Raw genomic sequence first — 21,577 nt, forward strand, 5'->3', positions numbered from 1 at the left:
GTCGCCATCGGTTCGGGGCCGGCGCGCGGCGGCGCCGGCCGGGGTCACACGTTGAAGTACTTCGCCTCGGGGTGGTGCACCACGATGGCGTCGGTCGCCTGCTCCGGGACGAGCTGGAACTCCTCGGAGAGGGTCACACCGACCCGCTCCGGCTCCAGCAGCCGCATGATCTTGGCCCGGTCCTCCAGGTCGGGGCAGGCCCCGTAGCCCAGGGAGAACCGCGCGCCCCGGTAGCCCAGCTTGAAGAACTCCTCGATCTGCGCCGGGTCGTCGCCGGCGAAGCCCAGCTCGGCCCGGACCCGGGTGTGCCAGTACTCCGCGAGCGCCTCGGTGAGCTGCACCGAGAGGCCGTGCAGCTCCAGGTAGTCGCGGTAGGCGTTCTTCTCGAACAGCTCCTTGGTGGCCCGGCTGATCGCCGAGCCGACCGTGACCACCTGGAACGCGACCACGTCGGTCTCGCCGGACTCCTTGGGCCGGAAGTAGTCGGCCAGGCAGAGGTGGCGGTCGCGGCGCTGGCGCGGGAAGGTGAAGCGGGTGCGCTCCCCGCCGTTCTCGTCCAGCACGACCAGGTCGTCGCCGTCGCTGTGGCACGGGTAGTAGCCGTAGACCACCGCGGCCTCCAGCCAGCCCTCGGTCTGGATCCGGTCCAGCCACATCCGCATCCGCGGCCGGCCCTCGGTCTCGACCAGCTCCTCGTAGCTCGGGCCGTCGCCGCGGGAGCCCTTCAGCCCCCACTGCCCCATGAAGGTGGCGCGCTCGTCCAGGTAGGCGGTGTAGTCGGCGAGCGGCACGCCCTTGCTGATCCGGTCGCCCCAGAACGGCGGCTCGGGCACCGGGTTGGCGGTGGAGACGTCGCTGCGGGCCGGCATGTCCTCGGGGGCGGTGACCTTCAGCTTGGCCTTGGTCTTGACCCGCCGGGTGCGCAGCGCGGGCAGCTCCGCGCCCTTCTCGCCGCGCTTGACCGCCATGAAGGCGTCCATCAGCCGCAGGCCCTCGAAGGCGTCCTTGGCGTAGCGCACCTCGCCGCCGAACATCGAGGCGAGGTCCTCCTCCACGTAGGAGCGGGTGAGCGCGGCGCCGCCCAGCAGCACCGGGTAGCGCTCGGAGATCCCCCGGGAGTTCATCTCCTCGAGGTTCTCCTTCATGATGACGGTGGACTTCACCAGCAGGCCGGACATGCCGATGATGTCGGCCCTGTTCTCCTCGGCGGCCTCCAGGATCGCCGACACCGGCTGCTTGATGCCGATGTTGACCACGTCGTAGCCGTTGTTGGAGAGGATGATGTCGACCAGGTTCTTGCCGATGTCGTGCACGTCGCCCTTGACGGTGGCGAGCACGATCCGGCCCTTGCCGTCGTCGTCGCTCTTCTCCATGTGCGGCTCGAGGTAGGCCACCGCGGCCTTCATCACCTCGGCCGACTTGAGCACGAACGGCAGCTGCATCTGGCCGGAGCCGAACAGCTCGCCGACGACCTTCATCCCGGCCAGCAGGGTGTCGTTGACGATGGCCAGCGCGGAGCGCTCGGCCAGCGCCTCCTCCAGGTCGGCCTCCATGCCGACCAGCTCGCCGTCGATGATCCGCCGCTCCAGCCGCTCCCACAGCGGCAGCGCGGCCAGCGCCTCGGCCCTGGAGGCCTTCATCGCCTTGGCGTCGACGCCCTCGAACAGCTCCATGAACGCGGAGAGCGGGTCGAAGTCGCCCTCCCGCCGGTCGTAGATCAGGTCGAGGGCGGCCTTCCGCTGCTCCTCGGGGATCTGGTTCATCGGCAGGATCTTGGAGGCGTGCACGATCGCCGAGTCCAGCCCGGCCTCGACCGCCTCGTTGAGGTAGACCGAGTTGAGCACGATGCGCCCGGCCGGGTTGAGGCCGAAGGAGAGGTTGGACAGGCCCAGCGTGGTCTGCACCTCGGGGTAGCGCCGCTTGAGCTCGCGGATGGCGTCCAGCGTCTCGATGCCGTCCCGGCGGGTCTCCTCCTGCCCGGTGGTGATCGGGAAGGTGAGGCAGTCGATCACGATGTCGCCGGTGCGCATGCCCCAGGAGCCGGTGAGCTCGTCGATGAGCCGGGAGGCGACCCGCACCTTCCAGTCGGCGGTGCGCGCCTGGCCCTCCTCGTCGATGCAGAGCCCGACCACCGCGGCGCCGTGCTCCTCGACCAGCCGCATGATCCGGGTGAACCGGGAGTCGGGGCCGTCGCCGTCCTCGTAGTTGACCGAGTTGATCACCGCGCGGCCGCCGACCAGCTCCAGGCCGGCCTCCAGCACCTCTGGCTCGGTGGAGTCCAGCATCAGCGGCAGCGTGGAGGCGGTGGCCAGCCGGGAGGCGAGTTCGCGCATGTCCCGGGCGCCGTCCCGGCCGACGTAGTCGATGTTCAGGTCGAGCAGGTGGGCGCCGTCGCTGATCTGCTCGCGGGCGATCTCCACGCAGTCGTCGTAGCGCTCCTCGAGCATCGCCTCGCGGAACTTCTTGGAGCCGTTGGCGTTGGTCCGCTCGCCGACCGCGAGGTAGCTGGCGTCCTGGCGGAACGGCACGCTCTGGTAGAGCGAGGCGGCCGAGGGCGGGTTGGCCGGCCTGCGGTCGGCGATGCCGCGGCCCTGCACCCGCTCCACGACCTGGCGCAGGTGCTCGGGGGTGGTGCCGCAGCAGCCCCCGACCATGGAGAGGCCGAACTCGTTGGTGAAGGTGTCGTGCGCGTCGGCGAGCTCTCCCGGGCTCAGCGGGTAGACCGCGCCGTCGGTGCCGAGCTCGGGCAGGCCCGCGTTGGGCATGCAGGAGATCGGCACCCGGGAGTGCTGCGCCAGGTAGCGCAGGTGCTCGCTCATCTCGGCGGGCCCGGTGGCGCAGTTGAGCCCGATCATGTCGATGCCGAGCGGCTCCAGCGCGGTCAGCGCCGCGCCGATCTCCGAGCCCATCAGCATGGTCCCGGTGGTCTCGATGGTGACCTGGGCGATGATGGGGATGTCGGAGCCCAGGGCGGTGCGGGCCCGCTTGGCCGCGATCACCGCGGCCTTGGTCTGCAGCAGGTCCTGGCAGGTCTCGATGAGGATGGCGTCGGCGCCGCCGTCGATCAGGCCGCGGTGGCACTGCTCGTAGTAGTCGCGCAGCAGGGCGTAGGGGGCGTGCCCGAGGGAGGGCAGCTTGGTGCCGGGCCCGACCGAGCCGAGCACGTAGCGGGAGCGGCCGTCGGTGTAGGAGTCGGCGGCCTCGCGGGCCAGCCGGGCCCCGGACTCGGCGAGCTCGTAGGTGCGGTCGACGATGTCGTACTCGCCGAGGTTGCCGTAGTTCGCGCCGAAGGTGTTGGTCTCAACGCAGTCGACGCCCACGTCGAAGAAGGCGGCGTGGGTGGCGCGGACCACGTCGGGGCGGGTGACGTTGAGGATCTCGTTGCAGCCTTCGTGGCCTTGGAAGTCGTCCAGCCCGAGGTCGTGGGCCTGGAGCATGGTTCCCATCGCGCCGTCTGCGACGATGACGCGCTGAGCGAGGGCATCCCGGAAGGAGAGTCGAGAGCTCATGACCCTTCACTGTAGTCTCGGCGGTTCTCGGAATGCGCGCATGGGGGTGGCCCGGCGCAGGCCCTTCCGCGAATGCGCGGGTCGGGCGGCCGGGGACTGCGGTGTCCGATCGGCTGTGTGCGGCCGTGCTGCTGTCGCCGACGTTTCCGAGTGGCGGGGTGCGGACGCGGGCGCGACCGCTGCTGTGCACGATAGCGCACCGCGTCTCGCCACGGGAGACCGCCCCTCCCCGGGGCGCGGGGGACGCGTCCCCCGCCCGCACCCCGGAGAGGGCCCCGGGCGGGGACGCGGTCCGCAACGGCCGGGGAAAGGGAGTCCCCCCGCCGAGCAACGAACGCGTAGGGTGGACGTGTCCGCACGAGAGGAACGACGGTCCTGCCGCGGTGCGGCGGGCGAGTGAGGAGGCGGCCCGTGCCTGAGCTCGACAGGGTTCCCGAGCTCGTCGAGCCCGTCATGGTGGCCTCGTTCGAGGGCTGGAACGACGCCGGCGACGCCGCCAGCGGCGCGGTGGCCCACCTCGCGTCGATGTGGGGGGCCGAGCTGCTCGCCGAGATCGACGCGGACGACTACTACGACTTCCAGGTCTCCCGGCCGCGGATCACCGTCACCGAGGGCCGCCACCGCGGCCTGTCCTGGCCCGCGACCCGGATCTCCATCGCCCGGCCCGGGAGCGGCCCGGACGTGGTCCTGGTCAGCGGCTCGGAGCCGAACATGCGCTGGCGCGGGTTCAGCGCCGACCTGCTCGCCGCCGCCCGGGAGCTGGGCGTGCGCCGGGTGGTGCTGATGGGCGCCCTGCTCGCCGACTCCCCGCACACCCGGCCGGTCCCGGTGACCGGGGTGGCCACCCCCGAGGAGCTGGGCGCCGAGTTCGGCCTGGAGCCGACCGACTACGAGGGCCCCACCGGCATCGTCGGGGTGCTGCACGACGTCTTCGCCGCCGCCGGGATCGAGACCGTGTCGCTCTGGGCGGCGGTGCCGCACTACGTCGCCCAGCCGCCCAACCCGAAGGCCTCGCTGGCCCTGCTGCGGCGGGTGGAGGACGTCCTGGACCGCCCGGTCCCGATGGGGGAGCTGCCGGAGGACGCGCGCGCCTGGGAGCACGGCGTCGACGAGCTGGCCTCCGAGGACTCCGACATCGCCGGCTACGTGCGCAGCCTGGAGGAGGCCAAGGACGCCGCCGACCTCCCCGAGGCCAGCGGCGAGGCGATCGCCCGCGAGTTCGAGCGCTACCTCCGCCGCCGCGGCCGGGGCTAGACCGCCTGCGGGGAGGAGGGCCCTCCCGCACCGGTGGCCGAGGCGCCCGCCCTCGAGCCCGCCCTGAGCGGGCGGGAGGCGGGGCGCTCGCTCCCCGCCCGTCCCCGCGCCGGCGTGCCCCGGGAGGCCGTTCCCGCGGGCGGCGTCCTGCGGCCGGAGCGCGCGCCTCCCGGCGGCGGGCCGGCGCCCGGTTCACACCCGGATGGAGCGCCACTCCCCGGTCGCGGTCAGGACGGCCCAGGCGGCCGCGATGCGGGTCAGGCCGCGGCGGACCTCGTCCACCACGGCGGGGGCCAGCACGTCGCGGCCGGGCTCCTCCGGGTCGAGCCGGACGGTGACCCGGAGCCCGTCCAGCACGCGCTGGCCGCGTGCCAGCACGTCGGGGTCGGCGGCGTGCCCCTCGGCCCGGCGGAGCTGGGCGCGGATCCCGTCGCGCAGCGCGAGCGCCTCGTCGAAGTCGGCCAGGGTGATGGGAATGGCGCCGGCCGAGACCAGGCCGTGCTCGCGCAGGAAGCGGGCGAGGTCGGCCCGGTCGCCCAGGTCGCCGGCGGTGGCGGCGAAGGACCGCACGAGCGTGGCCGCGGCGGTCGGTCGGATCGTGGTCGTCATGCCACCATCCCACCACGGAACGCCACCCCCTGATGGCGTTCCGCAGGTTTCGGACCACAATCGGCCGATCGGGGCCGGAACGGAACCACCCGCCCGCCCGGTTCGTACCGGGCGCCGGCCACCGCCCCGCGGAAGCGGGCCGCAGGGCCCCGGGCGCCCCCAGCGGGTTCTCGGGCCGCGCCGCCGCGGCCGCCGCCACCGCACGCCCGCGGGGCGCCGGCGGTTCTCCGCGGCGCCGCGCCCCTCGCGCCGCAGGGTCCCGATCCGGCCCTGCTCACCGCGGACCGCCCGTTCGCCCTGTGCTACGGCCCCTCTGCCGGTCAGCGCGCCGGAGGCCGCCGGCGGGGGCGCGCCTCCCGCCGGTGAGCGAGAACGGCGCCGCCCGGAGGGGCGTCTCCGCCCCGGGGCGGGGCGAACGGCCCTCCTCCGGCCGGTTCCGGGGCCCGCCGCCCCGGCCGTCCCGGGCGGACCGGGAGCGGCGGGCGGCGGTGCGCCCTACAGGGCGACGCCGAGCAGGGCGTCGGCGGTGTCCCGGAACAGCGCGGGTGCGGCGGGGTCGCCGCCGGGGGCCGAGGCGGCCGCCTCGGCCCAGGAGTCCAGGGCCGCCAGCGCGGCGGCGGTGTCCAGGTCGGCGGCGAGGGCCTCGCGGACCGCGGCCAGCGCCGGCGCGGCGTCCGGGCCGGCGGGCAGCGCGGCGGCGGCGCGCCAGCGCTCCAGGCGGGCCCGGGCCTCGTCCAGGCCCTGCGCGGTCCACTCCCAGGAGTCCCGGTAGTGGTGGGCGAGCATGGCCAGGCGGACCGCCATCGGGTCGGCGCCCTCCTCGCGCAGCCCGGAGACGAACACCAGGTTGCCCAGGGACTTCGACATCTTCTCACCGTCCAGGGCGACCATGCCGACGTGCATGTAGTTCTGCGCCTGCGGGTGCCGCCCGGTGGCCTTGCGCGCCTCGGCCGCACCCATCTCGTGGTGCGGGAAGACCAGGTCGTTGCCGCCGCCGTTGAGGTCGAAGCCCATGCCCAGCTCGCTCAGCGAGATGGCGCTGCACTCCACGTGCCAGCCGGGGCGGCCGCGGCCCAGCGGGGTGTCCCAGGCGGGCTCGCCCGGGCGCTCGGCCCGCCACAGCAGCCAGTCCAGCGGGTCCTTCTTGCCCGGCCGGTCCGGGTCGCCGCCGCGCTCGGCGAACAGCCGCAGCATCTCCTCCCGGTCCAGGCCGCTGACCTCGCCGAAGCCCTCCGCCGCCTGCACCGGGAAGTAGACGTCGCCGTCGACCTCGTAGGCGGCGCCGGCCTCGCGCAGGCCGGCCACGAAGTCCGCGATCAGGCCGACCGACTCCACCACCCCGACGTAGGCGCGCGGCGGGATGATCCGCAGCGCCTCCATGTCCTCGCGGAAGACCTGGATCTCCCGGGCGGCCAGCCCGCGCCAGTCCTCGCCGTTGGCCTGGGCCCGCTCCAGCAGCGGGTCGTCGACGTCGGTGGTGTTCTGCACGTAGTCGACCTCGTGGCCGGCGTCCCGCCACACCCGGTTCACCAGGTCGAAGGTGAGGTAGGTGAAGGCGTGGCCGATGTGGGCCGCGTCGTAGGGGGTGATGCCGCACACGTACATCCGGGCGGTGGGGCCGGGCTCCGTGGCGCGCAGGGTCCCCGTGACGGAGTCGTGGACGCGGAGGGGGCCGCCGCTCCCGGGCAGGCGGACGGTTTCAGGCGCAGACCAAGAACGCATGGCATTGAGACTATCCGTCCAACAGCGGCGAAACCTCCCCGGACCGGCCGTGCGCCGGGGAGAGGTTTTCCCTCGCCGAAGCGGGAATAGCCGGAGGCGGACCGCTCCCGGAGCCGCGGGGACCGCTTCTCCCCTGATCCCGGGCTCAGTCGGCGGTGCGGGAGACCTGCACGATGAAGTGGACCGCAGAGACCGCGGCGGCCAGGCAGATCAGGGCCAGCAGCCGGTTGCCGGTCTGCCAGTGCAGGAAGGCGCCGGAGAGCCCCACCACGTAGAGCAGCCAGTAGCAGGCCGTCTCGCCGGCGGAGGCCGGCCCCCCGGGCGGCGGCCCGGGGCCGAACGCGGGGCGGCCCGCGGTCCCCCCGCGGAAGAATCGCCGGTCGGGCACGGTGCCGTCCCTCCCTTCCCTGCCGTGTCGTCGAGGTGTCGTCGCTGTTCAGACGTTGGGGGAAAGAGACCGGTTTACCCGCTGTGGCACCCGCCTCACCCCGGCCGCCGGGCCCTCCCCCGGGCGTCCGGGGCGGGCCCGGGAGCGCGGAGGGGCCGTCCGCCCAGGCCGCGCCCGCTTCCCGGCGGTCCCGGGGCGGGCCCCGGGGCCGGGCGCCCGGCGGGGTGCCAGCCCTACCCGGTGCGGAGGTGCGGTCCTGACTGCACCCGCCCCTCGGCTTCCCCTAGGCTCGCTCCGACGGGCCCGCCACTCGCGCCGCCCGCGCCGGCCCCGCGCCCTCGCGTGCCCGCGAGGGCGACCGCCGCCCCGATGACACTTCCCCATGGAGCGCACATGCCCGACCACGGCGACCGGCAGGCCCCGGTCTCCACCGTGCTCGACCCCGAACACGGGCTGACCTCGGCCCAGGTCGCCGAGCGGATCGCCGCCGGCCGCACCAACGACGTCCCGGTCCGGGCCAGCCGGAGCCTCGGGACGATCATCCGGGGCAACGTGTTCACCCGGATCAACGCGATGGTCGCGGTGCTGTTCGCGATCATCGCGGTGATCGGACCGGTGCAGGACGGGCTGTTCGCCATGGTGATCGTGGTCAACACGCTCATCGGGATCGGGCAGGAGCTGCGCGCCAAGCGCACCCTGGACAGGCTGGCCATCGTCAGCGCCGCCCGCCCCCGGGTGCTGCGGGACGGCGGGGTCCTCGAGGTCACCTCCCAGGAGATCGTGCTCGACGACGTGATCGAGGCCGCCCAGGGCGACCAGATCGCGGTGGACGGCGAGGTGGTCGCGGCCACCGCGCTGGAGGTCGACGAGTCGCTGCTCACCGGCGAGGCCGACCCCGTGGTCAAGGGCCCCGGCGACCCGGTCATGTCGGGCAGCTTCGTGGTCGCCGGAAGCGGCCGGTACCGGGCCGCCAAGGTGGGCCGGCACGCCTATGCGGCGCGGCTGGCCGAGGAGGCGAGCCGGTTCACCCTGGTCCGCTCCGAGCTGCGGTCCGGCATCGACCGCATCCTGAAGTTCATCACCTGGGCGCTCTTCCCGATCGGCGGCGTACTGGTCTTCAGCCAGCTGGCGCTGCACGGGGAGGCCGGCATCCAGGAGTCCATCGGGGAGGGCGCCGTCTCCGGTCCGGTCGCCGACGCGCTGCGCGGCATGGTGGCCGCCCTGGTGTCGATGATCCCCGAGGGCCTGGTGCTGCTGGTGAGCATCGCCTTCGCGGTGGGGGTGATCCGGCTGGGGCGGCGGCAGTGCCTGGTGCAGGAGCTTCCCGCGATCGAGGGGCTGGCCCGGGTCGACGTGGTGTGCACCGACAAGACCGGCACCCTCACCGAGAACGGGATGCGCCTGGCCGAGGTCCGCGAGTGCGGCGGCGGCGAGGACGTCCGGCCGGTGCTGGCCGCGCTCGCCGCGGCCGACCCGCGCCCCAACCCGAGCATGGCCGCCCTCGCCGAGTCCCTGGGCGCGCCGCCGCCGTGGGAGCCGGTCGCGGTCGCCGCGTTCTCCTCGGCGCGCAAGTGGAGCGGCGCCTCGTTCGCCACCCCCGAGGGCGAGCGGCACTGGGTGATCGGCGCCCCCGACGTGCTCGCCGCGCCGGGCGGCCCGGAGGCCGCGGAGGCCGAGCGGATCGGCGCGCAGGGCATGCGGGTGCTGCTGCTGGCCCGCGCCGCCGGGCGGGTGGACTCCGCCGGCGCGCCGGGCCCGGTGGCGCCGGCCGCGCTGGTCGTACTGGACCAGCGGCTGCGCGGCGACGCCAAGGACACCCTGGACTACTTCGCCGGGCAGGGCGTCGAGGTGAAGGTGGTCTCCGGGGACAACGCCGCCTCGGTGGGCGCGGTCGCCCGGGAGGCCGGCCTGCCCGGCGGGGACCGGCCGGTCGATGCGCGGGCGCTGCCCCCGGGCGCCGGCCCGGAGTTCGCCGCGGAGGTGGAGCGGACCGCCGTGTTCGGCCGGGTGGCCCCGGAGCAGAAGCGGGACATGGTTCGCGGCCTGCAGGGGCGCGGGCGCACCGTCGCGATGACCGGGGACGGGGTCAACGACGTGCTGGCCCTCAAGGAGGCCGACATCGGCGTGGCGATGGGCTCTGGCAGCCCGGCCTCGCGCGCGGTGGCGCAGATCGTGCTGCTGGGGAACAGGTTCTCCGCGCTGCCTGCCGTGGTGGCCGAGGGGCGCCGGGTGATCGGCAACATCGAGCGGGTCGCCAACCTGTTCCTGACCAAGACGGTCTACTCGATGACGATGGCCACCGTGGTCAGCCTGCTCACGGTCGCCTACCCGTTCTTCCCCCGGCACGCCACCCTGATCAACGCGGTGACCTTCGGCATCCCGTCGTTCTTCCTGGCGCTGGCGCCCAACCTGGAGCGGGCCCGGCCCGGGTTCGTCCGCCGCACCCTGCGGCTGGCCGTCCCCTCCGGGCTGATCAGCGGGGCCGCGGCGATCACCACCTACCTGATCGTGCTGGACGGCGCCTCGATGCCGCAGCTCACCGACCGCACCGCGGTGGTGATCACCCTGTGCGCGACCACGCTGTGGGTGCTGCTGCTGGTCGCCAAGCCGTACGTGTGGTGGAAGGTGGCCCTGGTCGGCGGGATGGTCGGGCTGCTGCTCACCGCGATGCTCACCCCGCTGGGGCAGGAGTTCTTCGCGCTGGACGTGAGCGACCCGGGCAAGATCTCGGTCGCGCTGGCGGTGGCCGCGGCGGCCGCGGCGCTGATCACCGCGGTGCGGCTGGTGGACGACCGGCTGATGCGCCGCTCCGAGGAGCGCCGCGCCGCCGCGCCGGGGGCCGAGGAGGAGGCCGGCGAGCCGGCCCGGGTCGGCTGACCCGCCTTCCCCGGTGATCTCGGCGCTGCGGGCCGCCAGAGTGCTCTGACCGGCCCCGCAGCGCCGAGATCACCGGGATCGGCAGGCTCAGACCGGGGGCCAGGGCACCGAGGGCCAGGCCGGCGAGGGGTAGGGGTGCACCCGGTGCTCCAGCAGCAGCTCCACCCGGCGGCGGAGCGCGTACCGCTCGGGTTCGGTGAGGCGGTCGGCCAGCTCCTCGGCGAGCGGGCCGCCGGCCATCCGCTCGGCCAGCCGGGCCAGTCCGTCCAGCGCCTCCCCGGTGAGCGGCTCGCCCTGCCACTGCCACAGCACGGTGCGCAGCTTGTACTCCTCGGCGAAGGAGACTCCGTGGTCGCAGCCGTACAGGTGGCCGCCGGGGGCGGGCAGCAGGTGGCCGATCTTGCGGTCGGAGTTGTTGATGACCGCGTCGAAGACGGCCATCCGGCGCAGCCCGGCGTGGTCGGTCCGCCGCGACAGGGCGACGAGTTCGGCGTCCGGGTCGCCGTCCACCCAGAGCTGCACCATGCCCTCGCCGAACGGGCCGTCCCGGTGCACGGTGGGCGGGACCACCCCCCACCCCAGGGCCTCGGAGACGGCGAAGGCCGCCACCTCCCTGCCGGCCAGGGTGCCGTCCGGGAAGTCCCACAGCGGCCGCTCCCCGGCCACCGGCTTGTACACGCAGGCGGCCTCGGCGCCGCCGTCCGCGACGGTGGCGTAGAAGGTCGCGTTGGAGGCGGCGGTGAGCCTGCCGACGACCTCCAGCCTCCCGCCGCCCAGCAGCTCCAGTGCCTCGGCGCCGGGCGGCACCTCCAGCGGTTCCGTCACCCGCTCGCTCCCGCCGCGCTCAGGACTCGGCGGGCCGGTAGCCGTTCTGCCGGGGGCAGATGTGGCCGGCCGGGTCGAGCGGGAGGCCGCAGAGCGGGCAGTCCGGCCGGCCCGCGGCCACCACGCGCATCGCGCGCCCGGCGAAGGCGCGCGCCGCGCCCGCGGTCAGGTGGACCCGGAGCACGTCCCGGTCGGTCGGGCCGGTCTCGCTGAACACCTCGACCTCCTCGGTCTCGGCCTCGGGGTCGGCCTCGACCGCCTCCTGGGCCTCGACGATGACCCGGGAGGACTCGGCGTCCCAGGCCAGGGCGAGCGTGCCGACCCGGAAGTCCTCCTCGATCGGCTGCTCCAGCGGTCCGTCGTCGACGTCGCCCGGGTCCCCGGCCCCCTCGGCCGCCAGCGGGTCGCCGAACCGCAGCCGCACCTCTTCCAGCAGCTGCTCGATGCGCTCGGCCAGCGCGGAGACCTGCGCCTTCTCCAATGCCACGGAGGTGAGCCGGCCCTCGCCGCTCGCCTGGAGGAAGAAGGTGCGGTCGCCGGGCCGGCCGACGGTCCCGGCCACGAAGCGCGCGGGCGGGTCGTACAGAAACACGGACATGGGTTGAACCCTAGATCATCGCGGTCCCGCGGTGCGACGCCGGTCAGGCGCGGGCGCGGCCCGCGCCGCCGCCGACGACGGCGTCGCTCCGGACGTCCTCGGGCGGGGCCAGCCCCTCGGCGGTCTCCCCCACGTCGTTGAGGCGGAGCAGGAAGGGGCGCATCGGGGTGTAGCGGATCGCGGTGACCGAGCAGGGGTCGGCCTGGATCCGCTGGAAGAGGTCGAGGTGCAGGCCGAGCGCGTCTGCGGCCAGGGCCTTGATGATGTCGCCGTGCGTGCAGACCAGCAGCACCGGGTCGCGCCCCTCCCCGCGTTCGGCGAGCAGGCGGCCGCTCCAGTCGCGCACCGCCTCCACCGCCCGGGCGGACATGCCGGCCAGCGACTCGCCGCCGGGGAACCGGGCGGCTGAGGGGTGCGCCTGCACCACCGGCCAGAGCGGCTCCCCGGCCAGGTCTTCGAGGGTCCGCCCGGTCCACTCGCCGTAGTCGCACTCGGCGAAGCGGGGGTCGGTCCGCACCGGTGCCCCGAGGGCCCGGGCGACCGGTTCGGCGGTCTCCGCGCAGCGCTCCAGCGGGCTGGTGACGACCGCGTCGACCGGCAGCCCGGCCAGCCGGCGCGCGGCCCGCTCGGCCTGCGCGCGGCCGCGTTCGTCCAGGTGCAGCCCTGGTGCGCGGCCGGCGAGCACGGTGCCGGTCGCCGCGGTGAGGCCGTGCCTGAGGAGCAGGAGGGTGACGGAGCGGTGCTGCGGAGTGCCCATGGTGGACCACCCTAGTGCCCCGCCCCGCCGCCGCCCGGCCCGGTTCAGCCCGCGGGGACGCCCTGCTCCTGCTGCCCGGTGCCCTGCTGGCCGGCGCCCTCCTGGCCGGGGGCCGCGCCCTCCTGGCCGGGCTGGGCGCCTTCGCCCTGCGTCTCGCGCGGGTCGTAGGTCTGGCCGGTCAGCGGGTTGACCGGCAGGCCGCTCTGCTGGTCGATGTTGACGTCCATGCCCAGCTCGGGGTCGTGGTGCAGGCCGGTCTCCGGGTTGACCGGCAGGCCGACCTCGGGGTCGATGTCCCAGCCGGTGGCCGGGTCGGTGCTGGGCGAAGGGCTGGGCTCCGGCTCCTCGGACTTCTCCGGGGCGGGCTCGTCCTTCTTCTCCTCGTCGGCGGAGATCTCGCTCTGCGCCGGCTTGTGCTCCGCGCCGCCCGCGGGGTCCAGCAGCCCGAAGCTGACCAGGGTGAGGATCAGGATGCCCAGCGCCACCCGGTAGTAGACGAACGGCATGAAGCTGTGCGTGGAGATGAACTTCATCAGCCAGGCCACGCAGATGTAGCCGACGACGGCGGCCACCACGGTGCCGGTGATGGTGGCGCCCCAGCCGGCGTACTCGTCGCCGCCGATGTCGGTCAGCTTGTACAGGCCGGAGGCGAACACCGCGGGCATCGCCAGCAGGAAGGAGAACTCGGCGGCGTCGGAGCGCTTGAAGCCCATCAGCATCCCGCCGGTGACGGTGCCGCCGGAGCGGGAGACGCCCGGGATCAGCGCGAGGCACTGGAAGAAGCCGAAGACGAGGCCGCGCTGCACGGTGAGGTCGCCGATCACCCGGTGCTTGCGGCTGTACTTGTCGACCACGCCGAGCAGGACGCCGAAGATGATCAGGGTGAGCGCGATGATCCGCAGGTCGCGGAAGACGGTGTCGATCTGCTCCTCGAAGAGCAGGCCGAGCACGCCGATGGGGATGGTGCCCAGGATGACGTACCAGCCCAGCCGGGCGTGGACGTCCCGGCGCAGCTCGGACTTGAACAGCGACCGGGTCCAGGTGGACAGGATCGCCCAGATCCGCTTGCGGAAGTAGACCAGCACCGCGAGCTCGGTGCCGATCTGGCTGACCGCGGTGAACGCCGCCCCCGGGTCGGGCCAGCCGAAGAACGCGGAGAACACCCGGAGGTGTCCGCTGGAGGAGATCGGCAGGAATTCGGTCAGGCCTTGGATCAGTCCAAGGACGATGGCCTCGATGAGGGACACGGCTGGCTCGGCTCCTGGTGGCGCGTACGGGCGGGCGCGGACGGGGCGCGCGATTGCTCGGGATGCCGCCCTGGGGCGGGGTATCGGAAGACCCCATCCGGCACCCGGCGGCGGCTGCCGGAAAGCTTACTGCCTACCCACCGCCCTCGGCATGCCCGCTCCGCCCGGCGGCCCCGCGCGCCCCCGCCGCCCCGGCGGGGCCGCCGCGCCGCCCCGCCGCGCCCGGCCGGACGGCGCCCGACCGGGCTGCCCTCGGCCTGCGCCGGCCGGACCGGGTAACCTCGCTCGCCATGGAACAGCGACAGGCGGGCGGCTCGGGCCTGTGGGTGTCGTGCACCGCCCTGGGGACCATGACCTGGGGCAACGACACCGACGAGGAGTCGGCCTCGGAACTGCTCACCACGTTCGTGGACGCCGGCGGGACCCTGATCGACACCGCCGACATCTACAACGGCGGCGAGGGCGAGCGGATCCTCGGACGGCTGCTCAACGGGGTGGTCCGGCGCAGCGATGTGATCATCGCCACCAAGGCCGGGCACGCCACCGACGGGCACCGGCCGTTCGACGCCTCCCGCCGCCACCTGCTCTCGTCGCTGGAGTCCTCGCTGCGCCGGCTGCAGACCGACCACGTCGACCTGTGGCAGCTGCACGTGAACGACCCCGCCACCCCGGTGGAGGAGACATTGGCCGCACTGGACGCGGCGGTCTCCTCCGGCAAGGCCCGCTACATCGGGGTGGGCGACATGACCGCCTGGCAGTTCGCCACCTACGCCACCTGGCAGCAGGCCGCGCCCGGGGTCGGCCGCAACCCGGTGCTCACCGCCGGCGCGGAGTACTCGCTGGTCAACCGGTCCGCCGAACGCGACCTGCTGCCCGCGCTGCGGGCCCGGCGGGCGGGCCTGATCGCCTGGTCCCCGCTGGGCCGCGGGGTGCTCAGCGCCAAGTACCGCAACGGCGTCCCGCCGGGTTCGCGGGCCTCCCGCCCGCACATGGCCTCCTACGTGGAGCCCTACCTGGGCGACTCCAGCCGCAGGATCGTGGAGTCGGTGTGCACCGCCGCCGACGGCCTCGGCGTCTCGCCGCTCGCCGTCGCGCTGGGCTGGGTCCGGGACACCCCGGGCGTGGCCTCGGTGGCCGTCGGCCCGCGCACCGCCGCCCAGCTGGAGGAGATCCTGGCCGCCGAGGAGGTGCGGCTGCCCCGGGAGATCCGCGAGGCGCTGGACGACGCCTCGACCCCGCCCCGGGGCTGACCCCCGGTCCGGCTCCGGTCCGGCTCCGGCCGGGACCGGGCCTCCCGGTCCTCCCCGTCCGGCCCGTCTCCGCCCCGAGTGGTCCCCGGTCCTCGCTAGGCTCCCGGTGACCGCCGTTGGCACCCATGGAGAGGACCTCCCCGCATGTCAGACGCTCCCGACGAGCGGACCCGCGCCGTGCTGGCCGGCATGGGCGCACCGGAGTCCCTGGCCGGTCCCCTGGTCGGCGCGCTCGGCCCGCAGGCCGCCGAGGAGCTCGCGGAGGACCCCTGGCGGCTGCTGGCGCTGCCGTCCATCACCCCGGACCAGGCCGACTACTGCGCCCGGCGCGCGCTGGGCGGCGCGGCCTCCCCGGACGACCCGCGGCGCGGCCGCGCACTGGTCGGCCGGCTGCTCTCCGCCGCGGTGCGCGAGGGCTCCACCACCGTGGAGGAGCGGGAGCTGGGCCGGGCGCTGCGCTCGATGCGGATCGCCGACCCGGGCCCGTCCATCGAGGCGGCCCTGGACGACGGCGCGGTCATGGCCTTCGAGGTGTTCCCCGAGGACGCCGAGGACGACTTCGCCGGCGGTGAGGCGCCGGAGATGCCCGACCCGGACCGGTTCTTCGCGCCCGCCCGGATCGGCCTGGCCGAACAGGACCTGGGCGAGGGGATCGCCCGGCTGGCCAGCACCTCCGAGCCGATCATGGACCCGGCGACCGCCTCGGAGACGGTCGATGCGGCGGCCGGCCGGCTGGGCGCCGGGATCCCGGCGGAGACCGCCGCGGCCGCGGTCGCCTCGATCATGCGCGGGGTCACCGTGCTGCAGCACGGCGCCGCCTCCGCCGAGGCGCTCCGGCAGGTGCTGGCCTGCCTGGCGGAGGCCGCCGCGGACAGCGGCGTGGGGCTGGCGGTGGCCTCACCCACCGCGCAGACCGCCTCCTACGTCAACGCGGTGCTCGGCGGCGCGCTCCGGGTCGGCGCGGCCGCCGGAGAGGCCCCGGAAGGACCGGCGGAGGCCGAAGAGGCGGCGGGGGCCGCCCCCGCCGAGACCGCCGAGGACCCGGCCCCGCAAAAGCCCGAGGAGGGCGCCGGCGCCTCCGGGGCCCCCGGCGACGAGGACGCCCCCGCCCCGGAGCCCCCCTCCCCCGAGGACGGTCAGGGCGGTCGGGGCCCCGGCGACCCGGTTGCGGAGGCCGCCGCCGGCCTCGCCGCCCTCAGCGGCCGGACCCCGGAGGCCGCCGAGCAGAACGGCACCGCTCAGGACGGCGCAGCTCAGGACGGCGCCGGACAGGACTCGGACGGCCGGGTCGGGGGCCGTGCGGAGGCCGCCCCCTCGGTCGCCTCCGCCTCCGTCCCCCTCGGCCGGCTGCTGGAGGCGGGCGTCCCGATCCCGGCCGGGATCGTCGCGGTCACCGACGCGATGGCGCTGGACGTCGAGCGGGCGGCGGCGCTGGTGGAGGCGTGCGAGGACGGCACCCACCTGGTGCTCTTCGCCGACCCGGCGGAGGCCCCCTCGGCCCGCCCCGGCCAGGTCGTCGCCGACCTGGTCCGCTCGCGCCTGGCCGCCGTCGCCGAGCTGCCCGCCGACCCCTCCCCCGGCCCGCTGGGCGCACTGGCCTCCGCGGTGGCCGGCGGCGACCTGGCCCAGGTGGACGCCCCCGGCCGGGAGGTGGTGCTGGTCCCCGCGGCCTCCGGCGCGGAGGCGGCGCACCGGGCGGTGCAGCTGGTCGGCGACTCGATCCCGCGGGCGCTGGGCATCTCCGCCGAGCACGTGCAGATCGTCGCGGCCACCCGCGGCGGCGAGGCGGGCACCGACGCGCTCAACCGGGCCTGCAAGGAGCGGTTCAACCCGGGCCCCGGCGCGCTGCGCGGCCTCGACCCCGGCGACCGGGTGCTGCTCGGCGGGGACGGGCCGGGCTACTCCGCGGGCGACATCGGCTACCTGCGCTCCTCCGGGGAGGGCGGCGGCCGGCCGCGGGTGGAGCTCCCCGGCGGCGCCGCCGTCCCGGTCGACCCGGCGCACCTCCGCCCGGGCTGGGCGGTGACGGTGGCCGCCGCGCACGGGTCGCGCTGGCCGGCCGCGGTCGCCGTGTTCGGCCCGGAGACCCGGGGCTCCCGCCCCCAGGTCTACACCGCCCTCACCCGGGCCACCCGGCACCTGTCCATCGTGCACGCCGCCGGCCCCGACCTGGCCCGCGCGGTCGCCGAGCGCGCCTCCCTCCCCCGCACCACCCGCCTGGTCGACGTCATCCGGGAGGGCTGACCCGCAGCGGCCGGAGAGAGCGGGCGACGGCGAGGACGCCCGGCCCGGCGGAGCACGGATTCAGGCGGTTCGGGGGTCACCGCGGGCGCCCCTGTTCCCGGGGAGGGCTCGGCGCTCCGGGCCGCTCCTCCGCCGCACCGGTGGGGAGCGGGCAGGCGCTCGCCTCCGCGTGCGGGGCGCGCAGGTCCGGGGCGCCGGGGCGGCCGCGCATGCGGTCCGGGAGCGGCCTGCAGGTCCCGGCCGCGCCCGCCGGCCGGGAGACCGGCCCGCCGGGGCGGAGGACCAGGCGGAGCAGGTCGGGTTCCGGGGCCGGCGGGGCGCCGCCGGGGAACACCGACATGGCGCGGTCGAGCGCGACCGCGTTCCACAGCGGGTCGGCCGCCACCGCCGGGTACGGGCCGGCCCGGTCTCCAGGCGGAGCCGATCGGCTCCATGCCCGGGTCCTCCGGGCCGCTCTCCCGATGGGCCGGAGCACGGCCCGCCGCCGCGAGCAGGGTGTCGCGGTCGCGCTGCGGGACGGCCGGCGCACCGGCCCGGCGCCGGTGGCCCTCCGTTCTCCGTGCCCTTCCCGCCGACCGGCCCGGCACCGCGCTCCCGCCCGCCGGGGACGGGGGCGCGGCCCGCGCCGAGCCGGAGTCCGCCGCCCGCCCCGTGGCCGTTCCCCGGCCTCCCCCGAACGGGATACCTTCGTCGGGCGCCGCCCGGTCCCCCGCTGCAGGGCCTTCCGCTCAGGGCCCGTGCCCGGACCGGTGCGCCGCCGTCGTCGGGGAGCGGTCGAAGGGCGGAGGGACATGGAGCACAGGCCGACCGGAGGGGACGAGCGGCCGTCCGGGGCGCACAGCCCGCGGAACCGGAACGAGAACCGGAACGAGCTGAGCGGAACCGGGAGCGTCGGCGGATCGGTGGTGCAGGTCGGCGGGAACGTGCACGGCTCGATCGTCTTCGGCGGGGCCGACGCGGCCGCCCCGCCGGGTCCGCTCGGGACCCCGGTCGGGCGGCTCGGCGGCCGCGACGCGCTCGGCCTGGAGGTCCACCACGCGCTGATGGGCGAGGACGGCGGGCGGGCGCCCCTCCCCCCGTACCTGGAGCGCGCCGGGATCGACGACCGGCTGCGCGGCGCCGTGGCCCGGGGCGTCCGCGACGGCGGGCTGGTCCTCGTCCGGGGGAACTCGTCGGTGGGCAAGACCCGGGCGCTGTGGGAGGCGGTGCGGGCGGCGGTCCCCGAGGACTGGCGGCTGTGGCACCCGCTGGTCCCGGACCGCTCCGAGGCCGTGGTCCGGGCGGTCGAGGCCGGGGCGGTCGCGCCCCGGACCGTCGTCTGGCTGAATGAGACGCAGCTGTACCTGTCCGCCCCGGGCACCGGCGGCCGGGTCGCCTCGGCCCTGCAGCGCCTGCTGGGCGCCCCCGGGCGCGGGCCGGTGCTGCTGCTCGGATCGCTCTGGCCCCGGTACTGGGAGGAGCTGACCGCAGAGACCGGCGACGGCGACCCCGGCAGGGGCGCCGTCCGCGCCCTGCTGCTCCGCGCGGAGTGCGTCGCGGTTCCCGACTCCTTCACCGAGGAGCAGCTCCGGGCCTGCCGGGACGTCCTCCGCTCGGACCGCCGCCTGTACCGGGCGTCGCACGCGGCCGGAGGGCGCGTGGCGCAGTTCCTGGCGGGAGCCGCCGAGCTGGTCCGCCGCTACGAGACCGCGGAGCCGGGAGCCCGGGCCGTGCTGGATGCGGCGATCGACGCGCACCGCCTCGGCCGCTGGGAGCTCCTCCCCGGGCCGTTCCTCCGCCGGGCCGCCGAGGACTACCTGGACCAGGACTCCTGGGACGCGCTGGAGGAGGACTGGTTCGAGCGCGCCCTCGCCGCCCTGGGCGAGCGCCGGCACGGCATCCCCGGCCCGCTGACCCGGCACCGCCCCCGGGGCGCGGGCGGCCCCGAGGCGGACCCGCGCTACCGGGTCGCCGACTACCTGCGCCAGCACGGCGCAGAGCACCGCCGGTGGGCCTGCCCGCCCCGGTCGTTCTGGGACGCGGCCGCCGGCCACGGCGGCACGGCCGAGCTCCAGCGCATCGCCGGGGCGGCGGAGCGCCGGCTGCGCCGCCGCGACGCCCGGCGGCTGGACCGGCGCGCCTGGGACCTCCTGCGGGAGGACCCCCAGGGGGCCGACCCCGGAGCCCTGGAGACCGCCGCGTACCGGCTGCGGCGGAACGGCGCCCCGGAGGAGGCCGAGCGGGCGGCGGTGCTCGCCGCCGAGCGGGGCCGCCCGCTCGCACTGCGCCGCCTCGCCGAAGAGCTGCTGGAGGACGGGCTCCGCGACGGCGCCGAACGCGCCTACCTGCGCCTCGCCGCCGTCGACGGCGGCCTGCCGGACCCTCTCCATCCGGCGTGGGCGCGGCTGTCCTCCGCCGACCGGGAGTGGCTCGCCGGGCTGCTGCTCGGGGCGGGCCGCCCCGGGGCCGCCCGGGAACTGGGCCTGTTCCTCTTCCAGGGCGGTGACCGGGACGGGGCCGAGCGGTGGTACCGGCGCGCCGCCGAGCACGGGGACGATAGGGCCGCGCAGAAGCTGGCCGCACTCGCGGAGGACTTCGCCGCCGGGCATCCGACCGACGAGCGGGTGCGCGAGGCGCTGGCGGCGGAGGACTTCCGCGTGCTGCGCTCCGCCCTCCGGAGCCGGGCGTGGAGCGGCGACGGCGAGGGGTTCGTCCGGGTCGCCCGCCGGGCGGCCGAGGCGGCCCCGTTCTATGTCATCGAGCCGTGGCTCACCAGCGTGAACCACCAGAGGCGCCTCCCCCGCCCGGTGTTCGACGCCCTGCTGGAGGCCGTCCTCTCGGCGGGCCGCTTCGGCCTCATGGCCGCGGCCGAGGACAGGGCGGCCGCCCGGGACTGGGAGTGGGCCGAGCGGTTCACGCTGCGGGCGCTGGAGCTCGGATCCCAACCTCCCTTGGGCTGCTCGCAGATCGTCGACGGACTGCGGAAGGCCGGAAGGCACGGCGCGGCGGAACGGCTCCTCCGCGCGGCCGCCGAGAAGGGGGACTGCTTCGCCCAGGGAAGGTTGAGCCTCGTCCACCTCGCCCGGGGCGAGCTGGACGAGGCCGAGCGGCTCGCGCTCTCGGCCGCCCGCGACGGCCTCACCACCTGGGCGCTGTACGACCTCATCGGGCACCTTCAGGCCACCGGCGAGGAGGAGGCGGCCGAGCGCCTGCTGCGCGCCCGCGCCGAGGAGGGCGACCCGGCCGCCCTGCACCGGCTGGCCGGGGCCGAGGCGGCGCGGGGCCGCACCGGGCGGGCCGAGGAGTGGCTGCTCCGCGCGGACCGGGCCGGTTCGGAGCGGGCGCTGCTGGATCTGGCGGACCTCAGGGCGGCGGCCGGCGGGGCCGAGGGCGCGCTCGGGCTGCTGCGCGGGATCGCGGAGGGCGGCGGCCCGGCCGCCGGGGGCGCCCTGGCCCGGCTCGGCGCGCACGCCTGGGCGGACGGCGCCCCGGAGACCGCCCGGGGGTACTACCGGGCCGCCTTGGAGGACGGCGGGATCGATGCCTTCGGCGACCTCGCCGGCGCGTACGCGCGGACCGGCGACCGGGAGGGCCTGGCGGAGCTGGCCGCGCACCTGGCCCGGCCGTCCGACCGGGACGGAGGCGCCGGCAGGGCCCCGGCCAGGTCCCGCCGGGCCCTGGCCGCGCTGGCCGCCGAGGGGCGCTGGGACCTCGCGGTGGAGTTCTTCAAGCGGGCCGCGGCGGTCGATGAGCGGTGCGGGTACCAGGCGGACGAGATCATCGAGCACATGCTGGCCGCCGGCGAGCGGGACGCCGCGCTGGCGACCGCGCGGCGGCTGAGGGACGAGGGGCACCACGTCGGCGTCATCGTCCTTGCCGACCGGATCCTGGAGGAGGGCGACGCGGAGCTCGCCGGGCGGCTGTACCGGTTCGAGGCCGGGCAGAACCTGGCGGCGGTGGGCCGGCTGGTCTCACTGGCGCTGCGCGCGGACGACGTCGAGGCCTACTTCGAGACGGTGCGGACGCAGGGCTGGGCCGGCGGCTGGGACGAGTCCCGCGGCGTGCCGCCGCTCGGCGGGGACACCAGCGGCCCCCTCCCGCTCCGCGCGTTCGCGCTCCGCCGCGAGGAGCGGGGCGACCTGTCCGAGGCCGAGCGGCTGGTGCGGCTGGCCGCGGACGCCGGCGACGGCGGGGCCCTGGCCGGGTTCGCCGAGCGGCGGATCGCGGAGGGGCACTGGCAGGCGGACCTCTGGCGGCGGGTGCTGGAGCACGGCCTGGACGCCGGCGGGGATCCGGCCGGCCCGGGGTGAGGCGGGCG

The 21,577-nt window shown here is 76.2% G+C and carries 14 protein-coding genes; 5 read left to right on the plus strand and 9 right to left on the minus strand.

Annotated elements, in window-relative coordinates; genetic code table 11:
• Positions 1-44 precede the first annotated feature (44 nt).
• A complete protein-coding gene (metH, locus tag J0910_RS20745; RefSeq protein WP_420160210.1) occupies positions 45-3,509 on the minus strand; it encodes a methionine synthase in 3,465 nt (1,154 codons plus the stop codon).
• Positions 3,510-3,920: 411 nt separating this feature from the next.
• On the opposite strand from metH, the gene J0910_RS20750 reads away from it, so the two are divergent.
• Positions 3,921-4,763: a PAC2 family protein gene (locus J0910_RS20750; protein WP_420160211.1), complete on the plus strand. Its 843-nt coding sequence runs from the start codon at positions 3,921-3,923 to the stop codon at positions 4,761-4,763.
• Positions 4,764-4,955: 192 nt separating this feature from the next.
• On the opposite strand, the gene J0910_RS20755 is transcribed toward J0910_RS20750, so the two are convergent.
• The 3 genes from J0910_RS20755 to J0910_RS20765 all read right to left on the minus strand — a co-directional run bounded on the left by J0910_RS20755 (position 4,956) and on the right by J0910_RS20765 (position 7,482).
• Complete coding sequence (locus J0910_RS20755) at positions 4,956-5,372, minus strand: ABATE domain-containing protein (protein ID WP_420160212.1); 417 nt, start codon at positions 5,370-5,372, stop codon at positions 4,956-4,958.
• A gap of 495 nt (positions 5,373-5,867) precedes the next feature.
• Positions 5,868-7,094, minus strand: coding sequence for a cysteine--1-D-myo-inosityl 2-amino-2-deoxy-alpha-D-glucopyranoside ligase (gene mshC / locus J0910_RS20760; protein ID WP_420160213.1), 1,227 nt, complete (start codon positions 7,092-7,094; stop codon positions 5,868-5,870).
• A gap of 145 nt (positions 7,095-7,239) precedes the next feature.
• Positions 7,240-7,482, minus strand: coding sequence for a hypothetical protein (locus J0910_RS20765; RefSeq protein WP_420160214.1), 243 nt, complete (start codon positions 7,480-7,482; stop codon positions 7,240-7,242).
• 393 nt (positions 7,483-7,875) lie between these two features.
• Here J0910_RS20765 and J0910_RS20770 point away from each other — a divergent pair, with 393 nt between their 5' ends.
• Positions 7,876-10,359, plus strand: a complete 2,484-nt coding sequence (locus J0910_RS20770) for an HAD-IC family P-type ATPase (RefSeq protein ID WP_420160215.1) — start codon at positions 7,876-7,878, stop codon at positions 10,357-10,359.
• Between the two features lie 87 nt (positions 10,360-10,446).
• On the opposite strand, the gene J0910_RS20775 is transcribed toward J0910_RS20770, so the two are convergent.
• From J0910_RS20775 to J0910_RS20790, 4 genes are read right to left on the minus strand one after another with little or no spacing between them, the layout of a single operon-like run.
• Positions 10,447-11,184: an SCO1664 family protein gene (locus J0910_RS20775; protein ID WP_420160216.1), complete on the minus strand. Its 738-nt coding sequence runs from the start codon at positions 11,182-11,184 to the stop codon at positions 10,447-10,449.
• 19 nt (positions 11,185-11,203) lie between these two features.
• Positions 11,204-11,782 carry a DUF3090 domain-containing protein gene (locus tag J0910_RS20780; RefSeq protein ID WP_420160217.1) on the minus strand — a complete coding sequence of 193 codons (579 nt, stop codon included), beginning with the start codon at positions 11,780-11,782 and terminating at the stop codon, positions 11,204-11,206.
• Positions 11,783-11,825: 43 nt separating this feature from the next.
• Positions 11,826-12,539: an MSMEG_4193 family putative phosphomutase gene (locus J0910_RS20785; RefSeq protein WP_420160218.1), complete on the minus strand. Its 714-nt coding sequence runs from the start codon at positions 12,537-12,539 to the stop codon at positions 11,826-11,828.
• A gap of 44 nt (positions 12,540-12,583) precedes the next feature.
• Positions 12,584-13,786 (minus strand): undecaprenyl-diphosphate phosphatase, encoded by a 1,203-nt coding sequence (locus J0910_RS20790; protein WP_420160219.1) that lies wholly within the window; start codon positions 13,784-13,786, stop codon positions 12,584-12,586.
• A gap of 290 nt (positions 13,787-14,076) precedes the next feature.
• On the opposite strand from J0910_RS20790, the gene J0910_RS20795 reads away from it, so the two are divergent.
• Both J0910_RS20795 and J0910_RS20800 read left to right on the plus strand, forming a co-directional pair.
• On the plus strand, positions 14,077-15,036 hold the full coding sequence (locus tag J0910_RS20795) for an aldo/keto reductase (RefSeq protein ID WP_420160220.1): 960 nt from the start codon (positions 14,077-14,079) through the stop codon (positions 15,034-15,036).
• Between the two features lie 144 nt (positions 15,037-15,180).
• Entirely contained in the window at positions 15,181-17,280 is a 2,100-nt protein-coding gene (locus tag J0910_RS20800) for a helix-hairpin-helix domain-containing protein (protein WP_420160221.1), read from the plus strand.
• Between the two features lie 76 nt (positions 17,281-17,356).
• Here J0910_RS20800 and J0910_RS20805 read toward each other — a convergent pair whose 3' ends face one another.
• Positions 17,357-17,665: a hypothetical protein gene (locus J0910_RS20805; RefSeq protein ID WP_420160222.1), complete on the minus strand. Its 309-nt coding sequence runs from the start codon at positions 17,663-17,665 to the stop codon at positions 17,357-17,359.
• Positions 17,666-18,071: 406 nt separating this feature from the next.
• On the opposite strand from J0910_RS20805, the gene J0910_RS20810 reads away from it, so the two are divergent.
• On the plus strand, positions 18,072-21,569 hold the full coding sequence (locus tag J0910_RS20810; protein WP_420160223.1) for a hypothetical protein: 3,498 nt from the start codon (positions 18,072-18,074) through the stop codon (positions 21,567-21,569).
• Positions 21,570-21,577: the final 8 nt, after the last annotated feature.

It is taken from the genome of Nocardiopsis oceanisediminis (assembly GCF_048595525.1).
GTDB lineage: Bacteria > Actinomycetota > Actinomycetes > Streptosporangiales > Streptosporangiaceae > Nocardiopsis_A > Nocardiopsis_A oceanisediminis.